We start from the raw sequence: 684 nt of genomic DNA, 5'->3' as shown, positions 1-684 counted from the left end.
GCAGTTCCAACCAGGAAATGGTCAACGGTTCACCGGCTGTGGGTTTGAATGTGGAAGACCAGGTTTTTTTACGTCCCACCCAGACGGAATTCGTGTTGCTGCAATTTGGGGATTTGCTGGGTGTGCGGGGAGGGAAGATCGTCGAAACCTGGCCGGTGTACGGCAATGTCTGAGCGCAAGCTGTAAACGTGACCAGCGCTCACCTCGCTCCGGTGTACACTGGCAGCGAGGGGTGCTTTTTCAACCCCTGGAGGGGTCAGAGTGTGAAGGGAACGCTGACTTTGGCCCAGAGCATTTCGCCTTCTTGCCGGTTTCGCGCATCGAACTCCTTGGCCCAGCGCATTTCAAAGCTCGCATACTTGAGAAACGTCACGTACATCGCCGGCCCGATAGCCATCACCTGCGTACGAACCCCGTCGTGGACTTCCTCACCGAAAATGTTCGTCACTGTTTGACCATTCTGTTTATCGTCGGTGGTTTGCTTGAGGTAGTAACCATTCAGGCCCAGTCTCACGTTTTCGCTGACCTTGTAGGTGGCTGAGTAATCGAAGTGGAGAATTTGTCCTGAACGGTACTTCGTATCGGGGTTGGTTTCGTTGAAGCTGTACGTCGATCGAATGGACAGTTCCGTGCGCTCGCTAGGTAACCAGGTTGCGGAAAGCACAGGTTTGTAGGTGTAGAAGT

1 protein-coding gene and 1 pseudogene are annotated in these 684 nt (G+C 53.8%); one reads left to right on the top strand and one right to left on the bottom strand.

Annotated elements, in window-relative coordinates; genetic code table 11:
- A pseudogene (locus T3A99_RS13110) lies at positions 1–173 on the top strand (DSD1 family PLP-dependent enzyme); the annotation flags it as partial.
- An 83-nt stretch (positions 174–256) separates the two neighbouring features.
- Here the strand turns inward: T3A99_RS13110 and T3A99_RS13105 are convergent.
- A partial coding sequence (locus T3A99_RS13105) for a SphA family protein (RefSeq protein WP_322834446.1) occupies positions 257–684 on the bottom strand: 428 nt, incomplete at its 5' end.

The sequence above is a fragment of the Pseudomonas sp. N-137 genome (assembly GCF_034555295.1).
GTDB lineage: Bacteria > Pseudomonadota > Gammaproteobacteria > Pseudomonadales > Pseudomonadaceae > Aquipseudomonas > Aquipseudomonas rhizophila.
Note: the sequence above shows the minus strand (reverse complement) of the source record. Positions and strands in the feature narration are given on the sequence as shown.